This window comes from Prescottella sp. R16 (assembly GCF_030656875.1).
Taxonomy (GTDB): Bacteria; Actinomycetota; Actinomycetes; order Mycobacteriales; family Mycobacteriaceae; genus Prescottella.
Genome location: NZ_CP130943.1, coordinates 310,135 through 336,009 on the forward strand (window position 1 = coordinate 310,135; position 25,875 = coordinate 336,009).

General features: G+C 65.6%; 23 protein-coding genes and 1 tRNA gene. 11 read left to right on the plus strand and 13 right to left on the minus strand.

What is annotated here, in order from left to right:
• Nucleotides 1–136 precede the first annotated feature (136 nt).
• The 4 genes from glfT1 to Q5696_RS01385 all read right to left on the minus strand — a co-directional run bounded on the left by glfT1 (nucleotide 137) and on the right by Q5696_RS01385 (nucleotide 3,378).
• Entirely contained in the window at nucleotides 137–1,027 is an 891-nt protein-coding gene (glfT1, locus tag Q5696_RS01370; RefSeq protein ID WP_370654896.1) for a galactofuranosyltransferase GlfT1, read from the minus strand.
• On the minus strand, nucleotides 1,021–1,836 hold the full coding sequence (wzt, locus tag Q5696_RS01375) for a galactan export ABC transporter ATP-binding subunit Wzt/RfbE (protein ID WP_305093464.1): 816 nt from the start codon (nucleotides 1,834–1,836) through the stop codon (nucleotides 1,021–1,023). The genes glfT1 and wzt overlap by 7 nt, the downstream gene beginning before the upstream one ends.
• A gap of 9 nt (nucleotides 1,837–1,845) precedes the next feature.
• Nucleotides 1,846–2,727: a galactan export ABC transporter permease subunit Wzm/RfbD gene (gene wzm / locus Q5696_RS01380; RefSeq protein ID WP_305093465.1), complete on the minus strand. Its 882-nt coding sequence runs from the start codon at nucleotides 2,725–2,727 to the stop codon at nucleotides 1,846–1,848.
• Between the two features lie 66 nt (nucleotides 2,728–2,793).
• Nucleotides 2,794–3,378 (minus strand): bacterial proteasome activator family protein, encoded by a 585-nt coding sequence (locus Q5696_RS01385; protein WP_305093466.1) that lies wholly within the window; start codon nucleotides 3,376–3,378, stop codon nucleotides 2,794–2,796.
• Between the two features lie 136 nt (nucleotides 3,379–3,514).
• Here Q5696_RS01385 and Q5696_RS01390 point away from each other — a divergent pair, with 136 nt between their 5' ends.
• Entirely contained in the window at nucleotides 3,515–4,717 is a 1,203-nt protein-coding gene (locus tag Q5696_RS01390; RefSeq protein ID WP_305093467.1) for a cysteine desulfurase-like protein, read from the plus strand.
• 4 nt (nucleotides 4,718–4,721) lie between these two features.
• Here Q5696_RS01390 and Q5696_RS01395 read toward each other — a convergent pair whose 3' ends face one another.
• Nucleotides 4,722–5,717 carry an NAD(P)H-quinone oxidoreductase gene (locus Q5696_RS01395; protein ID WP_305093468.1) on the minus strand — a complete coding sequence of 332 codons (996 nt, stop codon included), beginning with the start codon at nucleotides 5,715–5,717 and terminating at the stop codon, nucleotides 4,722–4,724.
• A 56-nt stretch (nucleotides 5,718–5,773) separates the two neighbouring features.
• Here Q5696_RS01395 and Q5696_RS01400 point away from each other — a divergent pair, with 56 nt between their 5' ends.
• The 3 genes from Q5696_RS01400 (at nucleotide 5,774) to Q5696_RS01410 (ending at nucleotide 7,578) form a co-directional block, all read left to right on the plus strand.
• Nucleotides 5,774–6,937: an alpha-hydroxy-acid oxidizing protein gene (locus Q5696_RS01400; protein ID WP_305095095.1), complete on the plus strand. Its 1,164-nt coding sequence runs from the start codon at nucleotides 5,774–5,776 to the stop codon at nucleotides 6,935–6,937.
• Between the two features lie 76 nt (nucleotides 6,938–7,013).
• Nucleotides 7,014–7,448, plus strand: a complete 435-nt coding sequence (locus Q5696_RS01405) for a MarR family winged helix-turn-helix transcriptional regulator (RefSeq protein WP_305095096.1) — start codon at nucleotides 7,014–7,016, stop codon at nucleotides 7,446–7,448.
• Between the two features lie 42 nt (nucleotides 7,449–7,490).
• A tRNA-Ser gene (locus Q5696_RS01410) sits at nucleotides 7,491–7,578 on the plus strand.
• A 626-nt stretch (nucleotides 7,579–8,204) separates the two neighbouring features.
• Here the strand turns inward: Q5696_RS01410 and Q5696_RS01415 are convergent.
• The 7 genes from Q5696_RS01415 to Q5696_RS01445 all read right to left on the minus strand — a co-directional run bounded on the left by Q5696_RS01415 (nucleotide 8,205) and on the right by Q5696_RS01445 (nucleotide 14,922).
• Nucleotides 8,205–8,714: an SRPBCC domain-containing protein gene (locus tag Q5696_RS01415; RefSeq protein WP_305093469.1), complete on the minus strand. Its 510-nt coding sequence runs from the start codon at nucleotides 8,712–8,714 to the stop codon at nucleotides 8,205–8,207.
• Nucleotides 8,715–8,728: 14 nt separating this feature from the next.
• Entirely contained in the window at nucleotides 8,729–9,544 is an 816-nt protein-coding gene (locus tag Q5696_RS01420) for a mycofactocin-coupled SDR family oxidoreductase (protein WP_305093470.1), read from the minus strand.
• A gap of 138 nt (nucleotides 9,545–9,682) precedes the next feature.
• A complete protein-coding gene (locus tag Q5696_RS01425; RefSeq protein WP_305093471.1) occupies nucleotides 9,683–10,786 on the minus strand; it encodes an alkene reductase in 1,104 nt (367 codons plus the stop codon).
• A 31-nt stretch (nucleotides 10,787–10,817) separates the two neighbouring features.
• Nucleotides 10,818–11,402 (minus strand): 2Fe-2S iron-sulfur cluster-binding protein, encoded by a 585-nt coding sequence (locus tag Q5696_RS01430; RefSeq protein ID WP_305093472.1) that lies wholly within the window; start codon nucleotides 11,400–11,402, stop codon nucleotides 10,818–10,820.
• Nucleotides 11,403–12,020: 618 nt separating this feature from the next.
• Nucleotides 12,021–12,839 carry an SDR family NAD(P)-dependent oxidoreductase gene (locus Q5696_RS01435; protein ID WP_305093473.1) on the minus strand — a complete coding sequence of 273 codons (819 nt, stop codon included), beginning with the start codon at nucleotides 12,837–12,839 and terminating at the stop codon, nucleotides 12,021–12,023.
• A gap of 96 nt (nucleotides 12,840–12,935) precedes the next feature.
• Nucleotides 12,936–14,312, minus strand: a complete 1,377-nt coding sequence (locus tag Q5696_RS01440) for an MFS transporter (protein ID WP_305093474.1) — start codon at nucleotides 14,310–14,312, stop codon at nucleotides 12,936–12,938.
• A 136-nt stretch (nucleotides 14,313–14,448) separates the two neighbouring features.
• The gene (locus Q5696_RS01445) at nucleotides 14,449–14,922 is read right to left on the minus strand and encodes a nuclear transport factor 2 family protein (protein WP_305093475.1); all 474 of its coding nucleotides are present in this window, start codon (nucleotides 14,920–14,922) and stop codon (nucleotides 14,449–14,451) included.
• Between the two features lie 412 nt (nucleotides 14,923–15,334).
• Here Q5696_RS01445 and Q5696_RS01450 point away from each other — a divergent pair, with 412 nt between their 5' ends.
• Complete coding sequence (locus Q5696_RS01450; RefSeq protein WP_305093476.1) at nucleotides 15,335–16,363, plus strand: TetR/AcrR family transcriptional regulator; 1,029 nt, start codon at nucleotides 15,335–15,337, stop codon at nucleotides 16,361–16,363.
• A 93-nt stretch (nucleotides 16,364–16,456) separates the two neighbouring features.
• On the opposite strand, the gene Q5696_RS01455 is transcribed toward Q5696_RS01450, so the two are convergent.
• Nucleotides 16,457–17,677: a Zn-dependent alcohol dehydrogenase gene (locus Q5696_RS01455; RefSeq protein ID WP_305095097.1), complete on the minus strand. Its 1,221-nt coding sequence runs from the start codon at nucleotides 17,675–17,677 to the stop codon at nucleotides 16,457–16,459.
• 280 nt (nucleotides 17,678–17,957) lie between these two features.
• Between Q5696_RS01455 and Q5696_RS01460 the strand changes: the two genes are divergently transcribed.
• The 6 genes from Q5696_RS01460 (at nucleotide 17,958) to Q5696_RS01485 (ending at nucleotide 25,699) form a co-directional block, all read left to right on the plus strand.
• Nucleotides 17,958–19,067 (plus strand): aromatic ring-hydroxylating dioxygenase subunit alpha, encoded by a 1,110-nt coding sequence (locus Q5696_RS01460; protein WP_305093477.1) that lies wholly within the window; start codon nucleotides 17,958–17,960, stop codon nucleotides 19,065–19,067.
• On the plus strand, nucleotides 19,067–20,224 hold the full coding sequence (locus Q5696_RS01465) for an acyl-CoA dehydrogenase family protein (RefSeq protein WP_305093478.1): 1,158 nt from the start codon (nucleotides 19,067–19,069) through the stop codon (nucleotides 20,222–20,224). The genes Q5696_RS01460 and Q5696_RS01465 overlap by 1 nt, the downstream gene beginning before the upstream one ends.
• An 8-nt stretch (nucleotides 20,225–20,232) precedes the next feature.
• Nucleotides 20,233–21,309 carry an acyl-CoA dehydrogenase family protein gene (locus tag Q5696_RS01470; RefSeq protein WP_305093479.1) on the plus strand — a complete coding sequence of 359 codons (1,077 nt, stop codon included), beginning with the start codon at nucleotides 20,233–20,235 and terminating at the stop codon, nucleotides 21,307–21,309.
• A gap of 2 nt (nucleotides 21,310–21,311) precedes the next feature.
• Nucleotides 21,312–22,118, plus strand: a complete 807-nt coding sequence (locus Q5696_RS01475) for an enoyl-CoA hydratase (RefSeq protein ID WP_305093480.1) — start codon at nucleotides 21,312–21,314, stop codon at nucleotides 22,116–22,118.
• Nucleotides 22,115–23,686 carry a class I adenylate-forming enzyme family protein gene (locus Q5696_RS01480; RefSeq protein ID WP_305093481.1) on the plus strand — a complete coding sequence of 524 codons (1,572 nt, stop codon included), beginning with the start codon at nucleotides 22,115–22,117 and terminating at the stop codon, nucleotides 23,684–23,686. Before Q5696_RS01475 ends, Q5696_RS01480 begins: the two co-directional genes overlap by 4 nt.
• Nucleotides 23,687–23,857: 171 nt before the next feature.
• Entirely contained in the window at nucleotides 23,858–25,699 is a 1,842-nt protein-coding gene (locus Q5696_RS01485; protein ID WP_305093482.1) for a flavin-containing monooxygenase, read from the plus strand.
• Nucleotides 25,700–25,875: the final 176 nt, after the last annotated feature.

Genomic DNA, 25,875 nt, shown 5'->3' on the forward strand with positions numbered 1-25,875 from the left:
TGTGGTTCCTTCTCGGACTCGGTCGATGCGACCCCCCGACCGCCGCCCTTGACAGATGTCAGCTTGTCCGATTCAGGCCCGGATGCGGTGTCGTACCGGCCTTTTTGTGCCCGGAACCACACACCGGGCACACCACTCAGGGCCGTTCGAAACGTTCCCGGCGTCCGAGCCGCCGCAGCCGCATCCATTCGACGAAACCCTTCGGGTCGCGCCGGTCGACGAGGAAGTACCAGCCGAACCGGGCGTACTCCTGCGGGAGCAGTCGGCGCATACCGGGCTGGGACATGAGATAGCCGCGATTGCGGTACGTGAAGAAACGTTTGGTCTCGTTGTCCGGGTACTGGGTGTGCATCCGGCCGCCGAGGATCGGTTTGAACTCGTCGGCGCCGTCGGGATGCAGATACGCCGTCTGCAGGCACGTGCCGAACCGCAGTCCCGACCGGACGAGCCGACGGTGCACCTCGACCTCGTCGCCGCGGACGAACAGCCGCAGGTCCGGGACCCCGACGGTGTCGATCGCCGCCGCCGTGAACAGGGAGCCGTTGAACAGTGACGCGATGCCCGGCAGCAGATCGTCGTCACCCAGTTCGGAACGCCACCGTTTCCACTCGACACCGCGGCGCAGCGGGAACGCGAGCCGGTCCGGCTGCGCGATGTCGCACACCACGGGCGACACCTCGGCCAGGTCGTGCCGCTGCGCGCAGTCGAGGAGCGTCGCCAGGACGTCGGGGCCCTCGGGGCGGCCGTCGTCGTCGGCGAGCCACACCCGGTCGGCGCCGAGGGACAACGCGTAGAGGATGCCGAGCGCGAACCCGCCCGCACCGCCGAGATTGTGCTTCGACCCCAGATATGTGGTGGGGACGGCCGCGGCTTCGACGAGCGCGCGCACCTCGGGCTCGTCGGCGTTGTCGACGACGACCAGATGGTCGAGCGGCCGGGACTGCCCGGCGAGCACCGTCAGCGACTCGGCGAGCAGTTCCCGACGCTTGTGGGTGACGACGACCCCGACGATCCGTTCGCTCACGATGCGCGGCCCTGTTCTTCCTTCTTCATGTCCGCGACGACCTGCCGGACGTGGTCGGCGGCGTCGTCGCCCTCGTAGGCGCGGACGACATCCTCGATCTCGCCGTGCATGCGGACCTGGCCGTGGTCGATCCACATGGCGCTGTCGCACAGCTGCGCGAGGAACTCGTTGGAGTGGCTGGCGAACACGAGGATGCCGGAGCGTTCCACCAGTTTCTGCAGCCGGATGCGGGCCTTCTTCATGAACTCGGCGTCGACCGCGCCGATGCCCTCGTCGAGCAGCAGGATCTCGGGATCGATCGAGGTGACGACGCCCATCGCGACGCGCACCCGCATGCCCGTCGAGTACGTGCGCAGCGGCATGTTCAGGTATTCGCCGAGTTCGGTGAACTCCGCGATCTCGTCCATTTTCGCGAGCATCTGCTTGCGGGTCTGCCCGAGGAACAGGCCGCGGATGATGATGTTCTCGTAGCCGGAGATCTCCGGGTCCATGCCGACTCCGAGGTCGAACACGGGGGCAACCCGGCCGCGGATCTGGGCACTGCCGCGGGTCGGTTCGTAGATGCCCGACAGCAGTCGCAGCAGCGTCGACTTGCCGGCACCGTTGTGTCCGACCAGGCCGACCCGGTCGCCGTTCTTCAACGACATCGTGATGTCCTTGAGCGCCTCCACGACGACGACGTCGGACTCGTTGCGGCCGATGGAACCGCCGGCCTTACCGAGGAACGCCTTCTTCAGCGACCGCGACTTGGCGTCGAAGATGGGGAAGTCGACGCACGCGCCGTGCGTCTCGATGCTCACATTGTCGGTCAAGCCGGTCTCCTACACCCAGTAGGCCACGCGGGCCCGGTACTTGCGCAGCGCGAAGATCGCCACGGTCCAGCCGACGACGGTGAAGGCCAGCACGATGTACCAGTGGTAGGCCTGCTGGTCCTGGCCGATCATCGGTGCCCGCACGATGTCGAGGAAGTGGTACAGCGGATTCAACTCGGCGATCCGGGCCCTCTCGGCCACGTCGCCGCCCTGCGCCTTGAGTACCTCGGTGGACCAGAAGATCGGGGTGAGCACGAACAGCAGCAGCGTCAGACTGCTCAGGATCGGGGCGATGTCCCGGTAGCGGGTCGCGAAGATGCCGAACACGATCGACACCCACAGCGCGTTGAGCACGATCAGGGCCAGCGCCGGGATCGCGGCCAGCGCCGTCCACGACATGTTCTTCCACACCCCGAACGCGAACAGCATGATCACGTAGATCAGCAGGTTGTGCGCGAAGAACAACAGCTGACGCCACACGAGCCGGTAGATGTGGACGCTCAGCGCCGACGGCAACTGCTTGATCAGGCCCTCGTTGGCGATGAACACCTCGGAGCCCTCGAGGATCGAGGCGCTGATGAGGTTCCACACGATCAAGCCGACCGTGACGTACGGCAGGAACGTCTGCAGCGGCATCCCGAGCAGCGCCGAGTACAGGATGCCCATCGCGGTGGCCTGCACGCCGGTGGCGATCGTGATCCAGAACGGCCCGATCACCGACCGGCGGTACCGCTGCTTGATGTCCTGCCAGCCGAGGTTGAGCCACAGTTCGCGCTGCTCGAAGCCGTCACGCAGATCCTTGAACGCGCGACGGAAGGTCTGCGAATCGGACGCGACGACGTCGCTGTCGGAGGCGGGCACCGACTCGTGATCCAAGGCTGCTGCTGACACGAGTTCCGAGCCTACCGGTCCCGCGGAAATCGCCCACGGGACCGTGGCCCGGAACTCACAGCGGATCTACAGGTACTGACCCGTCCCCGGACCGGCCGCGTTGTCGTCGCGCCCGGACCCGCCGTGCTGAGGCCCGATGCTCATCCCGGGCGGCAGGGCGCCCTGCCGCATCTGTTCGAGCTGCGCCCGGGCCGCCATCTGCTGCGCGAACAGTGCCGTCTGGATGCCGTGGAACAGTCCCTCCAGCCAACCGACGAGCTGCGCCTGCGCGATCCGCAGCTCCGCGTCGGTGGGAACGGAGTCGTCGGTGAACGGCAGGGTCAGCCGTTCGAGCTCCTCCCGCAGCTCCGGCGCCAGCCCCTGCTCGAGCTCCCGCACCGACGACGTGTGGATCTCCTTGAGCCGGTTGCGGCTGGCATCGTCGAGCGGGGCCGCCCGTACCTCCTCGAGCAGCTGCTTGATCATCGTGCCGATCCGCATGACCTTCGCCGGCTGCTCCACCATGTCGGTGAGCGAGTTCTGATCGTCGGCGTCGTCGGCACCGGTGTCGGCGGCCGACGCATCGTCGTCGGCACCGTTCGTGCGGGTGACGGGGACTGGACGGCCGTCGGGGCCGATCACGAGCACGCGTTCGTCGTCAGGTTGCGTCATGCACTCCATCTTGTACGTTCCGGCCGGGATTTGCCGTGGCCCCGTCGGTCGACCGAATTGCAACGTGTTTTACCGCACCGTCCGAAAAGCGGATCTGAATCACACGATGTTGACAGCGGGACTTAGAGTGTCCGTCATGGCTTACGACGTTGCCCGGGTACGGGGACTGATCCCGTCGCTGGGCGACGGATGGGTACACCTCGACCCGCAAGCCGGAATGCAGATCCCCGATGCGGTATCGCGCACCGTCTCCACGGCGTTTCGCGGGGCCGCGTCCTCGTCGACCGGAAGTCACGTGTCGTCGCAGCGCAGCGCCGCGATCGTCGACGCCGCCCGCGCGGCCGTCGCCGACCTGGTCGGCGGTGATCCCGCCGGTGTCGTGCTCGGACCGGACCGGGCGGTGCTGCTGTCGTCGCTCGCCGAGTCCCTCAGCTCCCGGCTCGGGCTCGGCACCGGACTGGTGCTGTCCCGGCTCGACGAGGAAGCGAACGTCGCGCCGTGGCTGCGGGTGGCCCGCCGGTACGGGGCGCAGGTCCGCTGGGCCGAGGTGGAGATCGAGACGTGTGAGCTGCCGAGCTGGCAGTTCGCCGACCTGGTGAAGCCGACGACCCGCCTGGTCGCGCTCACCGCGGCCTCCCCGGTCGCAGGTTCGGCACCCGCCGTGCGTGCCGCCGCGGACCGCATCCACGAGGTCGGCGGCCTCATCGTCGTCGACGCCGTCGGCGCCGCCCCGTACGAGCACCTCGACATCCACGAACTCGGTGCGGACGTCGTCGCGGTCAGCGCCCCGTCGTGGGGTGGCCCGCAGGTCGGTGCGCTCGTGTTCCGGGATCCGTCCCTGCTGGACCGGATTCCGTCGATGGCACTCAACCGGAACGCCCGCGGCCCCGAACGACTCGAGGTGGGCGGCCACCAGTTCGCGCTGCTCGCCGGCCTGACCACGTCGATCGACTTCCTGGCCGGGCTCGAGGACACCGCGACCGGAACCCGGCGGCAGCGCCTCGAGACGTCGATCAGTTCGCTGCAGGCCTACTACGACCAGCTGTTCGAATACCTGATGCGGTCGCTCGACGCGCTGCCACAGGTGACGCTCATCGGCCGTTCGCCGATCCGGGTGCCCACGGTCAGCTTCACCGTCGCCGGGGTGCCCGCCGACAAGGTGGCCGCACATCTCGCGGACAACCGGATCGCCACCGTCAGCGGCCCCGACCACGGCGGCCGCCTGCTCGACGCGCTCGGGGTCACCGACGAGGGCGGCGCGATCACGATCGGTCTCGCGCCGTACACCACCCGTTACGAGATCAACCAGCTCGTCCGACACCTGTCGGCGCTCGGCTGAGGCCTCAGTCCTCGCGCACGGTGAGGACGACCTTGCCGACGACATCGGGTTCGTCGAGCATCCGGTGCGCCGTCGGCGCCTCGGCGATCGGCAGTGCCGCGTGCACGAGAGGCTTCACCTGCCCCGCCTCGATCAGCGGCCACACCTTCTCCCGCACCGCGGCGACGACGGCCGGCTTACCGGACGGACCCTCGTCCGGTCGTCCCCGCAGGCCGGTGGCCAGGACCCGGGCCCGCTTACCGAGCATCTTGCCGATGTTCAGTTCGCCCTTGACACCGCCCTGCATACCGATGATCGCCAGCTGGCCGTCGGGGGCGAGGACGTCGAGGTTGCGGTCCAGATACGACGCCCCCATGTTGTCGAGGACGATGTCGGCGCCGCGGCCGTCGGTCGCTTTCCGCACCTCGGTGACGAAGTCGTCGTCGCGGTAGTTGATCAGGATGTCGGCGCCCAGTTCGGCGCACAGGGCCAGCTTGTCGGCGGTGCCGGCGGTGACCGCGACCCGCGCGCCGAGCGCCCTGCCGACCTGGACGGCATGCGTGCCGATACCGCCACCGCCGCCGTGGACGAGCAGCACCTGGCCGGCGTGCAGGCCGCACTCCATCACCAGGTTCGACCACACGGTGCACGCCACCTCCGGCAATGCGGCCGCGTCCCGCAGATCCAGACCGTCCGGGACCGGCAGCAACTGCCCGGCCGGCACGGCCACCTTCTCGGCGTAACCGCCACCGGCGAGCAGGGCCACGACCCGGTCACCGACCTGCCAGCCGTCCACCCCGGCACCGAGTGCATTGATCACACCGGAGCATTCGAGACCGAGGATGTCGCTCGCTCCCGGCGGCGGCGGGTACAGGCCGCGGCGCTGCAGCAGGTCGGCGCGGTTGACGGCGGTCGCAGCCACATCGAGCAGAACTTCACCAGGACCGGGAGTCGGATCGGGAACCTCGGTCCAGGACATCACGTCGGGGCCGCCGGGTTCGGAGACGGTAATCGCGTACATGGCCTCCGACGGTAGTCCGATCGCGCTAGCGTCACCGCGTGACCTTCTTCGGCAACATGCAGAACGAGATCTATCTGACCGGACTGTCGGGTGCGTGCCCCGAACTGCCGATGACGGCGGCCGGTCTCGAAGCGCGGGCCCGCGACGAACTGAGCGCGGAAGCGTTCGCCTACATCGCGGGCAGCGCGTCCACCGAACGGACCGCGGCCGCGAACCTCGACGCGTTCACCCGCCACGCGCTGGTACCGCGGATGCTGCGCGGGACCAGCGCCCCGGACGGCCGCGACCTGAGCATCGACCTCCTCGGCACCCGGCTGTCCGCGCCGGTCCTCACCGCCCCCGTCGGGGTACTCGGCATGATCCGGGAACACGGCGAGACGATCGTCGGCGAGGTCGCCGCGGAACTCGGTGTCGGATCGGTGCTCTCGACGGCGTCGTCGTCGACCGTCGAGGACGTCGGCGCCGTCTCCGGCGAGAACTGGTGGTACCAGCTGTACTGGCCGGCCGACGACGAACTGGCGCGGTCCCTGGTGCAGCGCGCCGCGAAGGCCGGTGCGAAAGCGATCGTCGTCACCGCCGACACCCCCGGAATGGGTTGGCGGCCACGCGATCTCGAAATGGGTCATCTGCCGTTCCTGCGGGCGCAGGGAATCGCGAACTACCTGTCCGATCCGGTGTTCCGGGCGAAGCTGGCGACCCCGCCCGAGGAGAGCCCCGAGGCCATGCAGATGGCGGTACTCACGTGGGTGTCACTGTTCGGCAACCACACGCTGCGGGCGTCGGACATCGCGAAGATCCGGCAGTGGACCGGCCTGCCGGTGCTGGTGAAGGGGATCCTCCACGAGGACGACGCGCGGGCCGTCGTCGACGCGGGCGCCGACGGGGTCGTCGTCAGCAACCACGGCGGACGCCAGGTGGACGGGGCGATCGCCGCCCTCGACGCGCTCGGGCCGGTCGCCGCCGCGGTAGGGGACCGGTCCACCATCCTACTCGACTCCGGAATCCGTTGCGGTGCAGACGTGTTGATTGCTCTTGCGCTCGGTGCCGACGCCGTCCTGTACGGGCGGCCATGGGTGTACGGGCTGGGTCTCGCCGGCGCGGACGGTGTCCGGCACGCGCTGCGAATCCTGTTGGCGGACATGGACGTAACAATGGGGCTGGCCGGTTTGCCCACCCTCGAAGATATCGATGCGGGCATCCTGCGGACGATCCGGCGTTGACAGGAACTAGGATACTTCCGTGAACGATGCTCGAGTAACCACGAGTGCCGGGGTGGCGTGGCTCGGTGCCGACGAAATGCGCGCGTGGCGCAGTTTCATCGACGGCAGCCAGCGACTCATGGACGTGCTCAACCGCGAACTGGAATCCGAACACGCCCTGTCGCTCGCCGAATACCGGATCCTCGTCATGCTGTCCGAATCGCCCGACGGTTCGCTGCGGATGAGTGAACTCGCCGACGGAGTGCTCTCCTCCCGCAGTCGCCTCACCCACCAGATCCGGCGCATGGAAACCGAGGGCATGGTCGAACGCAGCCAATGCGTCGAAGACGGCCGCGGCGTCCTCGCCGTCGTCACCGACGAAGGCCGCAAGCGACTCGCCGAAGCCGCCCCCACCCACCTCGCAGGCGTCCGCCGCTACCTCGTCGACCTCCTCACCGCCGCCGAACTGAAAACCGTCGCCGACGTCTTCACCAAAGTCGACACCGCCATCGGACAACGCGCCGGTGGCTGATCGGTTTCCTCCCACACCGTTCGAGCGGCTAGGATTCGCCACGGAAGCGTGGCAGAGCGGCCGAATGCACTCGCCTTGAAAGCGAGCGACGTGAAAGCGTCCGGGGGTTCAAATCCCTCCGCTTCCGCCAAAGGCCCTTCACTTGTTTCGGCAGGTGAAGGGCCTTTTTCATGCGCTCCCGGCGTCTCCGTGGGCACGTGGTGGGCACACTCGTCAGCGAGCGGGCGTCCTCGATGGAAGCTCCGACAGCCCCGTGGTCGTCCCGTTCGTTGCAGATCGATTGCCGAGGAGTTCGTCGGCCACACGTTCGTCCAGGGTCTTTTCGGCTGGGTGTCGGTCGATCTGTTGGAGAGGCAGGAACCTTTCCGTCGGAAAGTGGCGCGTCCAACGTGCAGAGCTCTGCACCAAGCTCCGAACCGCGTCCTCGGGACAACGCTCTTGCGTGGTGTGGCGCAGTTGCGGCAAAAACAAGACGAGAGGACTGACAACATTCTCTCGGTGGTCATGGCAGGCCCGGTAATCCATCGCATCGTGTACCGGTACGGATCGAACGCCACACCGGATGCAGGATTCCTGTCCCGAGTGAAATTGGGTTCACTCGAACACTTTTGGGGGAGAATTCGAGGACGCAGGCCTTGGACATTGCAAGCAGTTGTTGCACATCACGTCGAGTCGTCCGTACCGGGCGCCGGTATCGGTGACGAATGCCTCGACATCGGCCTCCTGGCTGATGTCGAGGCATTCGTCACGCGTGCGTTAGGCGGAGCGTGTTCGGAGGCCGCGCTGGGCGTAGAGGGTCTCGCTGCGTGCCTTCAGTGCGACAGCGGTGTCGTCGAAGGCACGCTTCACCCACGCGCCGCTGTCGGCCATGATCTGGTGTGCTTCCTCGCCGAGGAAGGCGTCGGTGGAGTAGTAGCGGCACCGGGTCTCGTCGATCGGTTCGATGACCTGATCGCGTCGGGCGGCCTCCACCGAGAAATCGGTGGGTAGGAGCTCCCACGACAGCAGACGTTCCGGCACCACTGCACAGACGTACTCGGTGTACAGGAAGGTCTCCGTCGCTCCCGAGTAGTCGGCCAGTGTCATCTCCACGGGTGCACCGATTTCCAGTGTCGACTTCACCGCGATGCAGAAGGGGTTCCAGTTCGGGTAGTCGTCGAGGTCGGTGAGAACTTCCCAGACGACACTCGCGGGTGCGTCGATTTCGATCTCGATGGAGCGAACGGTGGTGGCGGAATCGTATTCGGGGATAGAGAGTTCGGTCATCGGACCTCCTGTAGTCAGCGGATGAGGGTTCCCAGGTCGACCGGAATCTGAGCTCCGGTGATGTGACGAGCTTCGTCGGACAGCAGCCAGGCGACGGTGCCGGCGATGTCCTCTGCGTCGGTCGCCGCGTCCGGCAGGGCGTTCATGAAGATCGGACCGAGGGTGTCTGCGTGATCGGCGATCAGTTGCTGCATCTCGGCGGGCTGCATGTCGGTGGTCACCCCGGCGGGGTGAACGGTGTTGACGCGGATGCGGTGCTGTCCAAGTTCGTTGGCGAGGGTCTTGCACAGGCCGACGATTCCGTGCTTGCTGGCCGAGTAGGCGGCGACGAACGGCAACCCGCGCAGGCCCGCCACCGAGCTGGTCATGACGATGGCGCCGCCGCGGCCTTGCTCGAGCAGGATCGGCACGGCCGCCTTGACGGTGTGGAAGACCCCGGTCAGGTTGATGTCGATGGTCTCTTGCCACTGTTCGAGGGCGTGTTCCCAGGTGGTGGCGGCGGTACAGACACCGGCGTTGGCTACGACGACGTCGAGGCCGCCGAGCTCGGCTACGCCGTCGGAGAGTGCCTGTCGGAGTGCGTCGAAATCGCGGACGTCGACTTCACGGGCGACGATGCGCCGGCCGAGTGCTTCGACCTCCTTGACGGTCACTGTCAGGTCGTCGCGGGTGGCCCCAGGATAGGCGGGGTATTCGAGGGGCCTGCAGATGTCGACGGCGATGATGTCGGCGCCTTCGCTCGCCAGCCGGACGGCTTCGGCGCGGCCCTGTCCGCGGGCGGCTCCGGTGATGAACGCGATTTTTCCTTCGAAGCGGCGTGTGCTGGGCATGGTGCTCCGTTCGGAACGGGGGTGGTCGTGGTCGGAATCAGGCGGCGGCCTCGTGTCCACCGGTCAGGACGGCACCGCCGTCGATCGTGACGTCGAAGCGCACTTCGGCGGCCCTGGCCCCGGGGTCGGTCCATCGGGTTACACGGTCGCCGGGGTGAATCTCGGATAGTCGAGGTAGCCCTCGGCGCCCCCGCCGTAGTAGGTGGTCGGGTCCGGTGTCGTCAGCGGCCACCCGTTCTGCAGACGTGCGACGAGGTCGGGATTCGCGATGAACGGTTGTCCGAAGGCGGCAAGGTCGATCAGATCCCGCTCGATCAGTTCCTCGGCGTACTCCGGGGTCATTCCACCGGCGAGGATGGTCGTTCCTCGGAACCGGGAGCGGAAGGACGAGAGGAAGTCGGTGTCGAGACTCCGGCCGCCGGCAGGGCGCTGGTCGATGAGGTGGACGTAGGCGAGATCGCGGCGCGACAACTCCGAGGCCAGGTACAGATAGGTCTCTGCTGCCTCGGGATAGGCAGGCATGTCGAACAGTTCGCTGAACGGCGAGAGCCGGATACCGACGTGGGCGGAGTCGAGTGCGTCGATCACGGCGTCGACCGTCTCGAGCAGGAATCGGGCGCGGTCGGTGAAGGAGCCGCCGTACCGGTCGGATCGGGTGTTGGTCGCGGGGTTGAGGAACTGTTCGAACAAGTAACCGTTGGCTCCGTGCAACTCGACGCCGTCGAAGCCGGCATCCTCGGCATTGGTTGCAGCGCTTGCGAAGTCGGAGATGACACGGACGACTTCCTCGGTACTCAACGGTCGGGGATCACTGACGCCGACGAAGTCGACGTTCCCGTCGTCGTCGAACGCGAAGACCTTGCTCTCCGAGGCCGCCACGGTGCCGGCGCTGACCGGCTGTCGGCTTTCCGGTTGGAGGGAGGCGTGCGATAGGCGGCCGACGTGCCAGAGTTGGGCGAAGATCCGGCCTCCCTCGCTGTGGACGGCGTCCGTGACCGTGCGCCATCCGGCGACCTGCGCCGGCGACCAGATGCCCGGGACGTACACATAGCCCTGCGCTTCCGGGGAAATCGGTGTGCCTTCGGTGACGATCAATCCGGCGGTCGCCCGCTGGCGGTAGTACTCCGCCGTTTCCGCGGTCGGGATGGTCTCGATGCACCGTGCTCGTGTCATGGGTGCCATCACGAGACGATTGTCGAGGACGAGTTCACCGATCCCGTGGGTGTCGAACAACCGAGTCAACGTTGTCTCTTTTCTGGAGGAGGTCTGCGACTCATGTGCACGGCCGCTGCACAGGGCTCGACAGGGCCGCAGTGCCCAGGCATCGAAGTGCGACGAATGATTCGCGAAATATTTTGGAGCTGAACAGTTTCAACCACTGTTTGCCGTGATGGGGGTCACTGTAGCCGTTGGCTTTGGCGGCGTCAATGCATGCGGGTCCGTCGAGTGAACGGCGTCGGAGCTCGATCTCGATGGGGCCCGAATCGGGTCGCGCCTGGCATCCGAGGGCGTGACCTCCGGCGATATCGGACGGACCGAGGATGCCCGACTTCTCCATCAGCACCTTGCCCGAAACCACTGTGCACGCGCAGGATCCGTACTCACCCGACCGGCAGGAGAATGGCACGTCGACACCACGATCCAGCAACACTTCGACGAGAGTGTTGTCGCTCGGCCACTCGAACCGATGCGACTCGCCGTCCGGGTGCACGACCGTCTCGACCGCCGGATCGGGATCGTCGTCGACGATCGGCCGAGGAGCTTCGAAGAGGTCACCCGTGATCGAGATGAACGCTTCCTGATGGAAGTGCTCCACCGGAACACCGGCCGCTCGTACGCCATCGGCCGTACTGTCCATGAACGGTCCTGGGGCACAGGAGAAAACCTCGAACGAGTTGTGGTCCGCCGTCAGAGTTGCGAACCTCTCCCGAGATGGGATGCCGTGCACGTCGTCGAACCAGTAGTGGATCGTCGGACGATCGACTTCGAATCCGAAGTCTCGTCGACGACGCCGACGACGGTCAGTTCGTATCCGACACCGGCGGTCTGCAAGATGCTCACTCTCGGTCGACTACGTTGTGTTCGTGAATTCGACTGTGACGTCCGATGTCTCGGACTCAGGCCAGGCGTACGCGCTGTTTCTTCCCGAATCCCGTGTGCCCCTCGTCCGCGGTGCGGGTGCGCCGGTCGGAACAGCGTTGGAAAACCACCGACGACATCAGTAGTGCCCGCGGCTCGCCGGGGATGTTCGCACCCGTGCTCATCAGCACCGCGCCAGGGGTGTCGAGGACCTGCTGGCGTCGCTCGGGACAGGTGATCGATTCCTCTCCTTGTCCACTGGGAACGAGCGCTCCGGTCGACCGCGACCGAGACTGTGTGCCGTGACTGCGGTCACTACGACTCGGGGAAATGTATCCACCGGCCACGCGGTCGTCGACCGGTAATTGCGAAGTTGTCCGTTCGGGCTCGCCTCGACTCAGAAACTCGACATGTCGTATGGGTACTTGTTGGTGATTCCGCCGTCGACGATCATCACCTGCCCGGTGATCGTTCGAGCGAGGTCGCTTACCAGGAAGGCCAGGGCGCTCGCGACGTCGGCCGGAAGCGTCAACCGCTGCAGCGGAATCTGGATGCGGGTGTTCTCGATCGCCTCGGCGTCGAGGATCGCCGAGATCCGCGGTGTGACGACGAAACCGGGAGCGACCGCATTCACGCGAACACCATACGGCCCCAGTTCGATTGCTGCGGATCTGACCAGTGAACCGAGCGCTGCCTTGTAGACGCCGTAGGCGGCGTGTACTGGAGAGCTGCCGATACCGGAGACCGACGAGACGAACGTGATGGATCCTTCACCGCGATCGCGCAGCCGAGGACCGAAATGCCTGAGTGTGAGCACCGCATGACGCAGGACGATGGACTCCTCCCAACGCCAGTCGTCGTCGCTGATGTCGAGCAGGGGACCGTAGCGTGCCATGCCGATGACGTCGACGACGCCGTCGAGCTCACCTGCCCGCTCGGACAATGCGGCCATGTCGGAGTTGTCGGTGGCATCTGCTTGCTCCGGTGTGGCCGGTGAGCCGATCTCTACGCACACCGCGTCGGCGCGGTCCCGATTCACGTCGACGACGACCACCTCGGCTCCGAGCTGAGCGAGGGCATGAGAGATCTGCCGTCCCGTCCCCTGGCCGCCACCGAGTACGAGGTACCGGCGGTGTGGGAGTTCGAATCGACTGCGGTAGTTGATGATCCGATCATTTTCTGCGGTGTCGTGCGACGGCACAGGGTTCAGGGGCATGAGTACTCCGATCAGGAGGTAGGCGGCCTTCAGGCCGTGGAACCGTAGGCGTGGACCCGATGCGTGCCGACGCACCAGGGCCACGACCGGTGCGTGTCAAACCATCTTCGGGGTCGGTGAGGGCTCTTCGGCCGGATCCATGTCGATGGACTCGGTGTCGCCCGTGACGAGCGCGGCTTCGGGTGCAGCACTGCTGTTGCTGTTCGGCATGGTGGCGATCACCACGATGCCCAGGAGGGCTGCAGCACCGACGACACCGGACGCAGCGTAGGGATTCCCCGTGATTGCAGTGAATTTCCCTGCGAGATAAGGGCCGAGGCCCCCGCCGATCGCCGAACCGAGACCGAATCCGATGGCAGCGCCGGTGTAACGAACTGCAGCAGGAAATGCGGAGGTGAGTGTCGCGTAGACCGGCACGGCGGATGCTCCGGCCAGGCCGACGAGAAGCATATGACCGCCGGCGGTGACGATCAGATTTCCGCCGGTGGCCTTTATGAAGTACATGATCGGGAACATCGTCACCAGGATCGTGCCCAGCCCGATGATCATGGTGTTCCGCCGGCCACTCCTGTCGATCAGGAAGCCGGCCCCGAAGCCGATGAAGATGGCGCAGGTGGATCCGGCGGTGGCGATCCAGGCGGTGGTACCCGGGGCCATATCGACCTGCTGCTGCAGGAACAACGGCATGTAGGCCGGAACCACATATCCGATCGCGAGTACCGAGGTGCTGAGTGCGATCACTCGGAGCAGGGTCAGGGGGTACCGGGTGACGACCGAACGCACGGGGGAGGACTGGATCTTGTGTGCGCCGGCAAGTTCCTGGAAATCGGGCGATTCCTCCAGTCGCTTGCGCAGATACAGCACGTACAGCATCAACGGTAGCGATATGAGGAGCGGAATCCGCCAACCCCAGTCGGCCATCGTCTCTTCAGACGTCAGGGAGGTGGTGAGGGCGACGACCAGGGGAGCGAGGGCGGCACCGAAGGCGAATCCCACCGGTGTCATCGCGCTCAGGATGCCGTAGTTCTTGGCGGAAGCGTGCTCGGTGACGAAGGTGGCCGAACCCATCTGCTCGCCGCCGGCGAAGAATCCTTGCAGCATACGAGTGAGTACGAGCAGGACCGGGGCCATGATTCCGACGGTGGCGTGCGTCGGCAACAGGCCCAGGAGAACAGTGGCCCCGCCCATACCGGAGATCGTGACGATCAGCGCGAAGCGCCGACCGTATCGATCACCGATGCGGCCGAAGACCAGGCCGCCGATGGGGCGTGCGAGGAATCCGGTGCCGAGGACCGCGAGCGAGCTCAGGATTCCGGCCGCAGGGTTGTCGCTGGGAAAGAACAGAGGCGACAGGTAGGCGATGAGGAAGGTGAAGACCATGAAGTCATAGGCTTCGACGGCAGTTCCGAAGAAGCCTGCGAGAGAGGCCCTGCGGGCCAGGTTTCGCGAAGACGCGATCTCGGTCGAGTTCATATCGATCCTGTTCGATTTTGTCCTCCGGCATGCTCACCGGGGAAAGTTCGGTTCCGACTCGTTGCAGGCAGGTCTCGTGAGTGGACCGCGCAGATGTCGAACCTCCGCGGCGGGCGGAGGCAGGTGTCTTTCCGATTCACATTCGACGTGTGCCGGCCCGGCCCGGTCCGCTACCGGGCACGTAGCCGAGCAGGGTCCGGGGTTCCGACATGGATGTGGTGGTGACGCGGTCGGAGATCTGCCACGTGGCAGTCGATCCGGCCCGCGCGTATTCGATGTCGTAGTAGCCGACGAGCCGCTGCGACGGTGATCCTGGAGTGACGAACGAACCGAACCATTCCATGTGAACTCGGCTCGGGGTCCGATTCCCGACGAGGGTGGTCTGCGGGAGATGCATCGGATGGATGCCGGTGAAGGGAGCGTCCTCGCAGAATGCGTGGAGGGATTTCCTGCCCTGAACGGACGTGCCCGTCGACAGTTCCTGACCCACATCGCGTGACCGGTGGATCCGGTCCGGCGTGAACAGGGACGACCACGTCGCTCCGTCACGATCGTCGAAGGAACGCGCGTAGTGGCCCTCCAGCTCCAGGATCGCCGATCGATCCTCCATCGCTCGGATTCTGTACTCGCTGTCCATGGCGCTTCCGCGCAACGTTGTGGGTGGCACTTCAACCTCCTGAACTGGGGGCAACAGCGGCAGCACTCGGAGTCCCGTACGAAACGATCCATGACGAAGGTCGAGACGGGTCGCGGGGTGGCGGACCGGCACGGGATGTCGTCGGAATTCGACAGCCGGCTGTGAGTCTCCCGAGCCGTGGCCGGTGACCGTCGTCACAGTAGCCATTGGCTACGATTGCGTCAATACATGACGGAGTGGGGTTCTGCTCGCGGGACGAGAAGGCGTGGGGGATTCGCAAAGATGCGTGGCCGCACGCGGAACGCCGATCGGCCACCGCCGGTGCCGGCAATCGGATTCGTGACGCGAATCCTGCTGTCGCCGATCATGATAGGGTCTGCCCCATATGGAGCACCTCAGTGAGGCCGCCGCCTTGGCCGACGACGTCTGGACCACGCCGCAGGTGGCGAGTTTTCTGGGTATCAGCCGTCAGGCGATCAACAGGCGTGTCCGCAGCCGGAAGATGCTCGGATATGCGGGCGACGGGGTGACGCTCTTTCCGGTGTGGCAGTTCGACACCGAGAATCACACGGTCCATCCCGAGGTCCCCGAGTTCCTCGCGCTCCTCGACGAGGAGATCGAACCGGCCGCCGTCGCCTTGTGGGCGATCACGAAGGTCGACGGATCGGATCGGTCGCCGGCCGAGCTGTTGCTGGCCCCGGAGACCAAGGACGACGCGCTGAGGCTGGCCGGCGCCTGCACGACCGGCTCGATCGAGAAACATCCTGCGCTACAGGTCGAGGCGGACCCGGAAGTCGCGGCGGAGAAGATCGCCGAGTGGAAGCCGACCCGCCCTGGGGCGTCCGGAGCGCAGGAGGCCATCCTGCGCGCCGCCGCGGATCTCTTCTCGCGCAAGGGCCCGGCGAAGGTGACGTTGCGGGAGATCGCCGCCGAGGCGGATGTGTCGTACGGATTGATCCACCGCTTCTACCGCACCAAGGAGAACCTGCTGGTTGCGGTGATGGAGCTGCTGGTCAGCTATGGCGGCGAGCGCCTGTCCGGGGAGGACGACGCCTACGCTGCGATCGAGAACTCGTTCGGCGCCGATATCGACGCGGGTCAGTTCGGTCGGATGCTGACGTGGTCGATCTTCGAGGGAACTCGACCGGATCGTCTGCTCGGCGGAGTCCGTTCACGTGGCTATCGTTCGCAGATCGACGCACTGTGGGGGAACCCGGTCGAGCCGCAGGTACGGGCCGAGTTCGATTCGAATGTGCTGGCGTCTCTGATCGCGCTCGTCGGCGCGGTGTGGGATCTCTACGAGCCGTATCTCACCGAGCTCGCCGACAATCCGGATCGCAGTCGAGAAGATGTCCGGCAGGAAGTTACAGACATGCTCAAAGTCCTCATTTACGCGACCCGGCCGAACAGATAGGCGGTTCGGCCGGGCCGGAGAAGCCGAAAGCACGCGGAAGGCCCGAGAGGGCTCTGTCCCGCGGGTTTACCAGGCGAACGGGCAAGGCTGATGTCAGGACGGCATCAGCAGGACTCCGCGATCGAGCTTTCCGTTTCGGGCGTCGTCCATGAGGGACTCGAAGTCTTCCAGCTCGTAGGTCTTGGTGACGAGTTCGTCGAGGAGAAGCCGACCGGATCGGTACAGGTCGAGGTACTTGGGGATGTCCGCACCCGGTCGCGACGAGCCGTAGCGGCAGCCCAGCACCGAACGGTCCATGTAGAAGGTGCTGGCCGGGACCGACAGTTTGGCCTCCGGGCCGGCGACTCCGAGCATGATCAGCTGCCCTCCCCAGTCGAGCATCTCCATCGCCTGGCTGGTGATCGCCTCGCCGCCGACGCAGTCGAAGACGTGATGGGCCCCGCCGTCGGTGAGCTCACGGACGGCGGTGACGGTGTCGCCCGCGGTGGCGTCGATGAAATGGCCGGCGCCGAAGAGGCGTGTCTTCGGCGCCTTGTCGGGGTTGGTGTCGATGGCGATGATTGTTGCCGCGCCCGCGACTCGAGCAGCCTGGATGACGTTGAGGCCGATGCCGCCGGCGCCGATGACGACTACCGAGTCTCCGGGGTCGACCCGGGCTCGGTTCAGTACTGCTCCGGCGCCGGTCAATACTCCACAGCCGACCAGGCACGCGGTCGACAGCGGGATGTCCTTCGGGATCGATACCGCCTGCCCGGCCTGGACGACGATTCGTTCGCTGAAGGTCGAGAGCGTCGCGAAGCTGTGGATCGGGGTGCCGTCGAGTTCGAACGGTGTTGCCGTCTTCCCGAACGACTCGCGGCACATCGTGGGATGTCCGGAAGTGCACGAGGCGCACTGGCCGCACGTTGCCAGGGTCGACAGCACCACGTGGTCGCCGACTGCGGGCACGGTGACGCCCGGCCCGACGGCCTCGACGACGCCCGCACCTTCGTGTCCGAGGATCACCGGGACGGGGAACGGGATCTTTCCGTTGATCACACTCAGGTCGCTCTGGCACAGGCCGCTCGCGACGATGCGGACCTGGACTTCACCGGGACCGGGGTCGCGGACGGTGACGCCGTCGACCAGTTTGACATCGGTGCCGTCGAAGACAATTGCTTTCAACCTCTGACCTCGCTGTTCTAGGGGAATCCACGCGCACACTGCGCGAAAGCGCAGAAGAGTGAAGCGGGAAAAGAAGGGTGATGAGGAAAAACCAGGCCGCGCTGCGGCTTTCGTCTCAACGCTGGTGATGCTAGGGGCGCACAGTTCCACCGTCAAGCTTTCCGGAGGCCGGTCGGCGGTGCGCGCTGTGTGCGTTGCCGCAGCGGGGCGGGTGTCCCGCGCGAGTGGGGGACAGCACCGTCGAAAGCTGTTCGACCTGTGACGATGATCGAACGCGTACACTCTTGTTGACGGCAACGTAGCCACTGGCTACAGTGATGGCAGTCACGGTGTGTTGTGGTGATCTGTGGACGTGATCGCGAGTCTTTCGTCCGAGCTCCGGTGGGGTGTCATGTCGGCGCACATCGTCAGTAGCGATCCGTGAAAGCCCTTGTTGCAGATCATCTTCTGCGCACTTTCCGGAAGCGTCGCTGTTGCAACAGTTCAGGAGGATGAAGTGTCACCTATGGCGTTATCGATGAGGCCGACGGGGTGGTTCCAGCTCGGTTGGTCTTCCGACCTCGAAGTGGGCGACGTCAAACCCCTGCACTACTTCGGTCAAGATCTGGTCGCCTACCGCACCGAGGGCGGCCGCCTGGTGGTTCTGAACGCATACTGCGAGCACCTCGGTGCTCATCTGGGGCATGGCGGCACGGTTGCCGGCGACGATATCCAGTGTCCGTTCCACGGATGGCGGTGGAGCCCGGAGGGTCGTAACACCTGCATTCCGTATCAGAAAGCGACGAACCGGGTCCGCAGGATCGGAGTCTGGAACACCGCTGAGCGCGACGGAATCATGTACCTCTGGTACGACGCCAACGGCGGAGACCCGCTCTACGACGTGCCCAGCATCTTCGACATGTTTCCCGGTTCCGGTTCGGCGAGCGAATACCACGAGCTGGGGGAAGCCGGCCGCTTCGAGACTGTTGAGCTGCCGATCCATCCGCAGTACGCCGCTGAGAACGGTGTCGACTTCGCGCATTTCAAGTACGTGCACCGCGCCGACGAGATTCCGACGGTCGTGCACCGCGAATTCGGTGAGTACGACTTCACGACCGAGCTGGCCATGAACTTCAAGCGCCGCGGCGCCGACGGTGCGATCGAGGTTGTCCCTGGCCGTACCAGGGCCTTGCTGCTGGGGCTGGGGCTGGGCTACTCACATGCCGACGGCGTCGGGTCCATCTGCTCACTGACAGCGGTGACGCCCGTCGACGACGAGCGCTCGATCCTGCGGTTCTCCACGTGGGCGAGCAAGGAAGACGGCGAGGACGAATCTCGAGTGGCCAAGCGGCAGCGCAACGCAATCGGACAAGTCAAGGCCGACATCGCAATCTGGGAGCACCAGCGCTACACCGAGCCGCCCGGCCTGGCGACTGCCGAAGCCGCGGGCTTCCGCGACATCCGCAAGTGGGCTCGTCGCTTCTACCCCGAGGGGACCCTCGGCCACGGCGCCGCCGAGCAGACCGCAGGCACCGACGAACTACAGGCGGAAAACGCATAATGAGAACTGCACTGTCACAAGAGCATGAGGCCTGGCGGGCCGAGATCCGGGAGTTCCTCGACGCCGAGCTGTCGGAGGACAACGCTTTCAACCCGGAATTCGACGACGCCCCGGACCAGTGGGCGATCGCCGTCGAGTTCAGCAAGAAGATCGCCGCCAAGGGGTGGATCGGACTGACCTGGCCGAAGGAGTACGGCGGCAAGGGATTGGCGCCGATCGCGAATCAGATCCTTCTGGAGGAGCTGTACGCGGCCGACGCGCCGATGATCAACTCGGTCGGAATCTTCCTCGCCGCGGGCACCATCCTGGTTGGCGGCACCGAGGAACAGAAGAAGCGCCTGCTCCCGGATATCGCGAACATGCGGACCCTGTGGGCCGAAGGTCTCACCGAGCCGGAGGCGGGTTCCGACCTCGGTTCCCTCCGGACGAAGGCGGTCAGAGACGGCGACGAATGGGTCATCACCGGAGAGAAGGCTTTCACGTCGTGGGGGCCGATGTCCGACGTCCTGTACGTGGCCGCCCGCACGGCGACCGACAATGCCGCGCGTGATGCGATCAGCATCTTCGTGGTCGACCTGCGCAGTCCAGGCGTCACCCTGCACCCGATGCGCAACTACGGCGGCGGCGTGCAGTCGAGCACATACCTGGACAAGGTACGTGTGCCGGCGAACGCACTGATCGGCGAAGAGGGCAAGGGCTGGCAGTACATCATGCGCGCCTTCTACGCGTCGGGAACCGTCGAGCCGATCTATGCGATGCAGGAGAGTCGACTGCGTGACCTGCTCACTCACTGCAAGGCTATCCCCGGCAAGCTGGACGATCCGCACGTGCAGGCCGACCTCGCGAAGCTCGCCGAGATGATCCAGACGCAACGACTTCTCGCCTACGAGATCATCGGCGACAACGCCGCAGGGCGGCAGACGCCATGGGCAGGCGGGGCCCAGCAGGTCATCGCCAAGGAGTACGAGCCGGTCTTCGCTCAGATCTTCGACCGCGTCCTCGGACCGACGAGTCAGCTCCGTGGCGGGTCGGCCGACGCGCCGATCAACGGAAAGCCCGAGGCGTGGTATCGGCAGTCGTTCGCGAACCACGCCGGAGGAACGTCCCAGCTCAAGCGGATGGTGCTTGCGACCCGGGGCCTCGGCCTGCCGCGATAGGAGAGATCATGGAACTGACATGGGGCGAGGACTTCGCAGCCCTCACCGATGTAAGCAGGTCGGTCTTCGCGCGTTACTCGCCGCTGGAAGACCGTTCGAACACCGTCGCGTTCGCCGATCAGGTGAGCCAGTTCGCTGAACTGGGCTGGTTGCAGCTCGGCGACGCGAACGGAACCGGCGAGGACACAGCCGGCATCGGAACGATCGCGGCGGTCTTCGTCGAGATGGGCCGGGCACTGGCCGAGACGCCGCTGCTGGACCTCACCGTCGCCCGTGACGCCGCGACCCTGGTCGGTACCGCGGCCGCCACGGAGTTGGCGTCGCGCATCGGTGACGGCGAAGCCGTGGTCATCCCGGCCTTCCTCACGGGAAACTGGGGTTCAGCAGTCGCCGTCGACAACGGTACGGCGAGCGGTCGAGTGCTGGGAGTCGGCTACGCGGACCAGGCGGACAGCTTCCTGGTGCATGCCGTCGAGGCAGGCGAGAGCCTGCTTCTGCACGTCGACGCGGCTGACGCGAAGGCCGAGCCGATGCCGAATGTCGGCGGATATCCGATGTTCAGCGTGACGCTGACCGACGTCACCGTCGTCGATGAGCGGATCCTCGCTCGCGGCGCTGACGCAGACAGCGCGATCGATCGTGCGTCCCAGCGCGGCGCCGTGCTGCGGGCCGCGCAGGTGTACGGCGCCGGTATGCGCCTGCTCGACATGACCGTGCTGTACGCCAAGCAGCGCCATCAGTTCGGCGGTGCCATCGGACGCTTCCAGGCGGTCCAGTACTTGTGCACCGACATCGCCGTGAACGCACACATCACGTCGGCGCACACCCGAGCTGCGGCAGCCGCGCTGGACGCAGGCGACGACGGTCGGCCGTACGTCGATCTGATGCGCAATCAGGCGGCGCTCACTGCCCGCGAGATGGTCCACTGCGCGCACGAGGTCCATGCGGGCATCGGCTACATGGTCGAGTCCGACGTCCACCTGTTCACCAATGCCGCCAAGCGCTGGCAGTACGACTTCGGCGACGCCGCCGAAGTCAATCGCTCGATCGTTTCGGCGATCACCCGAATCTACGAGGGAGCGTGACCATGTCGCTGATCGATTACAAGGTCGAGGACGCAGTCGGTGTCATCACTCTGAACCGTCCGGAGAAGCACAACGCCCAGAACGAGCCGATGCTCGAAGAGCTCGACGCTGCGTGGCGTGCTGCGGCAACCGATGACGCGGTCAAGGTCATCGTCGTGCGAGCCAACGGCGACAACTTCTCAGCCGGGCACGACCTGAAGTCGACGACCTCCGGCTACGAACCGTCGGCAGTCAAGAGCCAGCTGGAGAACGCGTACGGATGGGAGACCGAGTACTACCTCGGCTTCTCGCGTCGGTGGCGCGATGTGCCCAAGCCGTCTATCGCCTCGGTCAAGGGCGCGTGCATCGCAGGCGCACTGAACGTCATCTGGCCGTGCGACCTCATCGTCGCTGCCGACAACACGTTCTTCAGCGATCCGGTCGCCATGTACGGGATCGGCGGAGTCGAATACCACGCGCACACCTGGGAACTCGGCGCTCGCCGGGCGAAGGAGATGCTCTTCACCGCGCGGAGCGTCTCGGCGGAGGAGGCGTTCGCGGCCGGCATGGTCAACCGTGTCGTGCCGGTCGACGAGCTCGACGCCCGGACTATGGATCTCGCCCGTGAGATCGCGCAGATGGACGCCTGGGCCCTGCGGCAGGGCAAGCGCGCCGTCAATCAGACCCTGGACATCATGGGACAGCAGGCAGCACTCCAGTCGGCGTTCGACATGCACTGGCTCGGTCACGCGAATTCCATGCTGACCACCGGCTATCCGCTGCTCACTGCGGATCCACTGCCGGCGGAGTCGAAGAAGGACCGTACGTGAACGCGGCCGATCGGATCAGCGACGCGACGTCGATCTGGTCTCTGCTCACCCGTCGAGTCGATGCGACCCCCGATGCTGTCGCACTGATCGACGAGAACGGTCGAAGCGAGACGTTCGCCAGTGTGCTCGCAGCCGCTGAGCGCACTGCGGCCGGCCTGCTGGCCAAGGGCATCGAGCCGGGCGACGTCGTCAGCTGGCAGCTCCCCACCAGTATCGACGCCGTCATCCTGAGTCTGGCTCTGTCGAGGATCGGCGCCGTACAGAACCCGATCATTCCGCTCTACCGCGCGCGTGAGGTCACGGCCATGGTCGAGCAGTGCGCGTCGCAGTGGCTCGTCACCGTCGGTGAGTTCCGCGGATACGATCACGGTCGGATGGCCGAGGAGGTCCGCGCGGCGGTGTCCGCCCCGCTGCAGGTCATGGTCCTCGCCGACAGGCTGCCCGAGGGCGATCCGGCTGCACTGGCGCCGGCCGAGTCCGGTGTGGACGAGATCCGTTGGATATACACGACGTCCGGAACCACATCGGCTCCGAAGGGTGTCTGCCACACCGACAGCACTCTCGTTGCTGGAGGGCTCGGGATCGCGGACGCCCTCGGGGTGACTCGTGCCGACACCGGAACGATCCTTTTCCCGTACGCGCACATCGGCGGACCCGACATGCTGATCGCATCATTGTCGAGCGGCATGGCGTTGGTCCTGATGGCGGTCTATGAACCGGTGGCTGCGGTCCGGCTGATGCGTCGACACGGCGTCACACTCACCGGCGGATCGACCCCGCACTACTCCCTCCTCCTCCAACAGCAACGGAGGACGCCGGGAGCTCCGGTGGTCCCGACCCTGCGGATGCTCACCGGTGGCGGCGCGCCGATGCCGGAGAAGCTGTTCCACGAGGTCTCCACCGAGATCGGCGTACCGATCCTGCACGGGTACGGGATGACGGAGTCGCCGATGATCGCGTCGGCCCGTCCGTCCGACACCGTCGAACAGCTCGCGACGACCTCCGGGCGTCCTGTCCTGAACTGCGAGATCCAGATCCGGTCCGAGTCCGACGAGGTGCTGCCCGTCGGCGGCACCGGCCGAGTGTGGGTGCGCGGTCCGATTCTGTTCAAGCACTACATCTCCGACGGCGGCGTCGTCCGTCCGTTCGACGCCGACGGTTGGTTCTTCACCGGCGACATCGGCAAGCTTGGACGTGAGGGTCACCTCACGCTCGTCGGTCGCGAGAAGGACCTCATCATCCGCAAGGGCGAATCGATCAGCCCGTCCGAGATCGAAGACGTTCTGGATAAGCACCCCGCAATCGAGGAAGTCGCAGTGATCGGCCTCCCGGACGAAGTCCGCGGGGAACGGATCTGCGCGGTCGTACAGATGATCGACCAGGGACAGAGCCTCGATCTCGACGAACTGAGGGACTACTGCCGAGGGTCGGGCATCTCTCCCGCGAAGTTCCCCGAGCAGCTCGAGTTCGTCACGGAACTGCCCAAGACCCCGACGATGAAGATCCGCAAGCAGAACTTGCGTGAGCGCATTCTCGACCGTCAGGTCGCAGCACACACCGGTGCCTGACATCCGTCTGCCCGCAGTCGTAGGCCGCGCAGACGATCCGCCCCAGAACTCGACAGTGACGCCTATGCGTTCATGCCCAGGGCATGTACAGGAGTGAGAATGAAGCCCCAAATGCCAGACCGTAAGTTTGTGGAACGCGCGGTCGCCGACGCCGATGTGAACGTCCTGCGAATGGCTCTGTTCCAGGCAACCCGCGATCCCGACATCGCCGCAGTGCCCGCCGAGCGTGTCGCGGGACTGGTGTCGGACACCGTGGTGTTCTCCGATGACGATACTGATCTGATCAGGTCGAAGGCCGTCGAGTACCTGATGTCCGGCGATCTCGCCGATGATGATCAGACACCGTCGGACGATGAGATCACCGATCTCATCCTCATGGCGGAGGCCCGACACTTGGCGTCCGACGATCTGCGCATGCGCCGCCGGATCCTGTCCTTTCCCGAGTGGCCCTTCCAACGGGAGCGGACGGGGGAAAAGCGTGTCCCCGCCGGCTACTCGGTCGCGATCATCGGAGCCGGGTTCTCCGGGATCGCCATGGGAGTTCAGCTTGCCCGACTCGACATTCCGTTCACCATCTACGAGCGGCGCTCGGAGATCGGGGGAGTCTGGAGCATCAACACCTATCCTGACGTCCGTGTCGACACGCTCAGTGCGTCGTACGAGTACTCCTTCGAGAAGAAGTACCCGTGGACGGAGTACTTTGCGAGCCAGTCCGAGGTACGCACGTACCTCGACCACGTCGCACGCAAGCACGGCGTGTTCGAGCACATCGTCTTCGACGCGGATGTGACGTCCGCGCGGTTCGACGATGTGGAGAAGACGTGGACCCTGACGGTGGCGGAGGCGGAGCAGCCACCGACCACCGTCGTGGCCAACGTCGTCGTGGCCGCGAGCGGGCTGTTCGCGACCCCGCGCGAACTGCCCGTCGAGGGCGCAGCGGAGTTCGCCGGTCAGATCGTGCACACCACGGAGTGGAACGACTCGATCGACTACGCCGGGAAGAACGTCGCCATCATCGGCAACGGCTCGACCGGTGTCCAGTTGCTGTCGAAGATTGCGAATGAGGCGGCGTCGGTAACGGTCTATCAGCGGACCCCTCAGTGGATCTCGCCGCGCGCGAAGTACGGCGAAGCGATCTCCGACGAGCTGCAGTGGCTTTTTCAGACAATGCCGTTCTACTGGAACTGGAACAAGTACATCGCCGGATTCGCGTCGAACGACCTTCGAGAACTCCTCATCGCGGACGAACAGTGGATCGCCGATGGCGGCGTTGTGAACAAGCGCAACGATGCCATGCGGGAGATGCTGGTCGGGTACATCCGCGACCAGGTGAACGACCGTGAGGACCTGATCGACGAACTGGTTCCGGACTACCCCCCGATGACGCGGCGTCCTGTGGTCGACAATCAGTGGTACGCGTCGCTCACCAGGGACAACGTCGAACTGGTGACGACCCCGATCGAGCGTCTCAGCGACGGAGCCGTGCAGACCTCCGACGGAGCCGTGCGCGACGCCGATCTGATCATCGCCGCAGTCGGTTTCCAGACCGAGAAGTTCCTGTGGCCGACCGAGTACGTCGGTGTGGACGGGGTGAGTCTGGAAGACGTGTGGAAGGTCCAGGGCGCACAGGCACATCTCGGCATGACCGTTCCGGGCTTCCCGAACCTGTTCATGCTCTACGGTCCCAACTCCCAGCCGGTCGCGAGTGGCGCGGGGCTGCCGATCTGGCTGGAGACCTGGTGCGGCTACATCGCCGAGGGGATCCTGACGATGCTCGCCAACGGGCACGCGTCGATGGAAATACGGCGTGAGGCGTTCGACCACTACAACGAACAGCTGCACAAGGAGGCCTGTCGGCTGATCTACCTCTCGCAGACGAGCGCGACGCGAAAGAACTACTACGTCAACAAATGGGGTCGCCTGCAGATCAGCGCTCCGTGGGACGGCGAAGAATACTTCGCGATGTGCGTCCATCCTCGTCTGAGCGATTTCGACTTCGCGAGCGCGGAGTAGGAACGCAGCGACGTACTCGTTCTCGAGCACGCCGTCGCTCGGAGAGGGCCTGTAGTTCACCGTGAAGCGGGTTTCGTCCGGGGATGGGTCGAACCGGCTGTGCATCATGAAATCAACACTGGTGCAAGGAGTTCGGCGGGAAAAGGTCTGATTGAAATTGAGTTCTGACCGCAGGA